The 1,008-nt window shown below is 35.0% G+C and carries 2 protein-coding genes; both read right to left on the bottom strand.

Annotated elements, in window-relative coordinates; translation table 11 throughout:
- Positions 1-76 precede the first annotated feature (76 nt).
- Positions 77-205, bottom strand: coding sequence for an FbpB family small basic protein (locus AC1DUW_RS30385; RefSeq protein WP_081108788.1), 129 nt, complete (start codon positions 203-205; stop codon positions 77-79).
- Between the two features lie 281 nt (positions 206-486).
- Positions 487-1,008: TlpA disulfide reductase family protein (locus AC1DUW_RS30380; protein WP_477644384.1), on the bottom strand; the 522-nt coding region annotated here is incomplete at its 5' end.

The following is a 1,008-nucleotide window of genomic DNA, read 5'->3' as shown; positions in this document are numbered from 1 at the left end:
TATTAGATGTTGTCTAACAATTGGGGTGCAGTTCAATGTGCTGGCTCTTTTTTTCGAAAGAAAGCCCTTATAATGGTTATTCAGCCTTTTGCATATGTTTTTTCTCAAGTCGTTCTTCAAGTCTTTCCATTTGTTTAACGTCCATCAACAATTCTTTTTTATTTTCTTTAATCAATTCTTCAAACGTCCGTTTTCTTTTTTTCATGCTTTTCACCTACTTGTTCATAATATAATGTTCAGCATTACCCAATTAACGTAAAATTATGACTATATGGTGCGAATTCTTTAAATTGTCATAATTATCAGTTATTTATATTTATAAACACCCCTTTATATCACCCTCTATACTTTAACCCATTTTCATAGGCATTAACCTTATTTTTAATAATTTTTTTGATTTTTCAATTAATTTATGACAAATTTGTTACATATAAGCTAAATCAATACCAACTATATAAAAAAATACGGAACCCCATAAGGATTCCGTCACTTGATGCTATTGATGTTTCGTTCCATATCTTTAAGCTGCATCGCTGAAATAACTTTATTTCTGATAATACCCTTACTGTCGATAAAGTACGTCGTCGGAATACTAAGAATTTTATAACGCTCATTTACCGGGTTTTTTGCACTCTGACTGTCTAAAGGAATGGTAAAAGTGATGCCATTATCCTCAACAAATGCTTGTACATCATTTTCCGGATCAATGTTGACAGCTAGGATGACGACATCATCTCCTGCCTGTTGCGAATATTTCTGCATATCTGGCATTTCCTTTTTACAAGGCGGGCACCACGTAGCCCAGAAGTTCAGCATTACTTTTTTCCCTTTATAGTCCGACAAATTAACCTGCTTGCCATCGAGCGTCTTTAGGGAGAAATCTGGTGCCGCTGCACCAATTTTAAGTCCACCCAGGGAATCATTTTCAGCATTTTTATCCGGTTTATTATCCATCGCTTGCACGATTGCTATCGTAAACAGTGACAGTAAGACCACCGAGGCAATAAT

It is taken from the genome of Peribacillus sp. P4_C12, from assembly GCF_056402095.1.
The sequence above is the reverse complement of the archived record's forward strand: the minus strand, read 5'-3'. Positions and strand labels throughout refer to the sequence as shown.

Bases quoted from the DNA above. Each gene is read 5' to 3' on its own strand.
- AC1DUW_RS30385 (WP_081108788.1), bottom strand. From the start codon at position 205: ATGAAAAAAAGAAAACGGACGTTTGAAGAATTGATTAAAGAAAATAAA.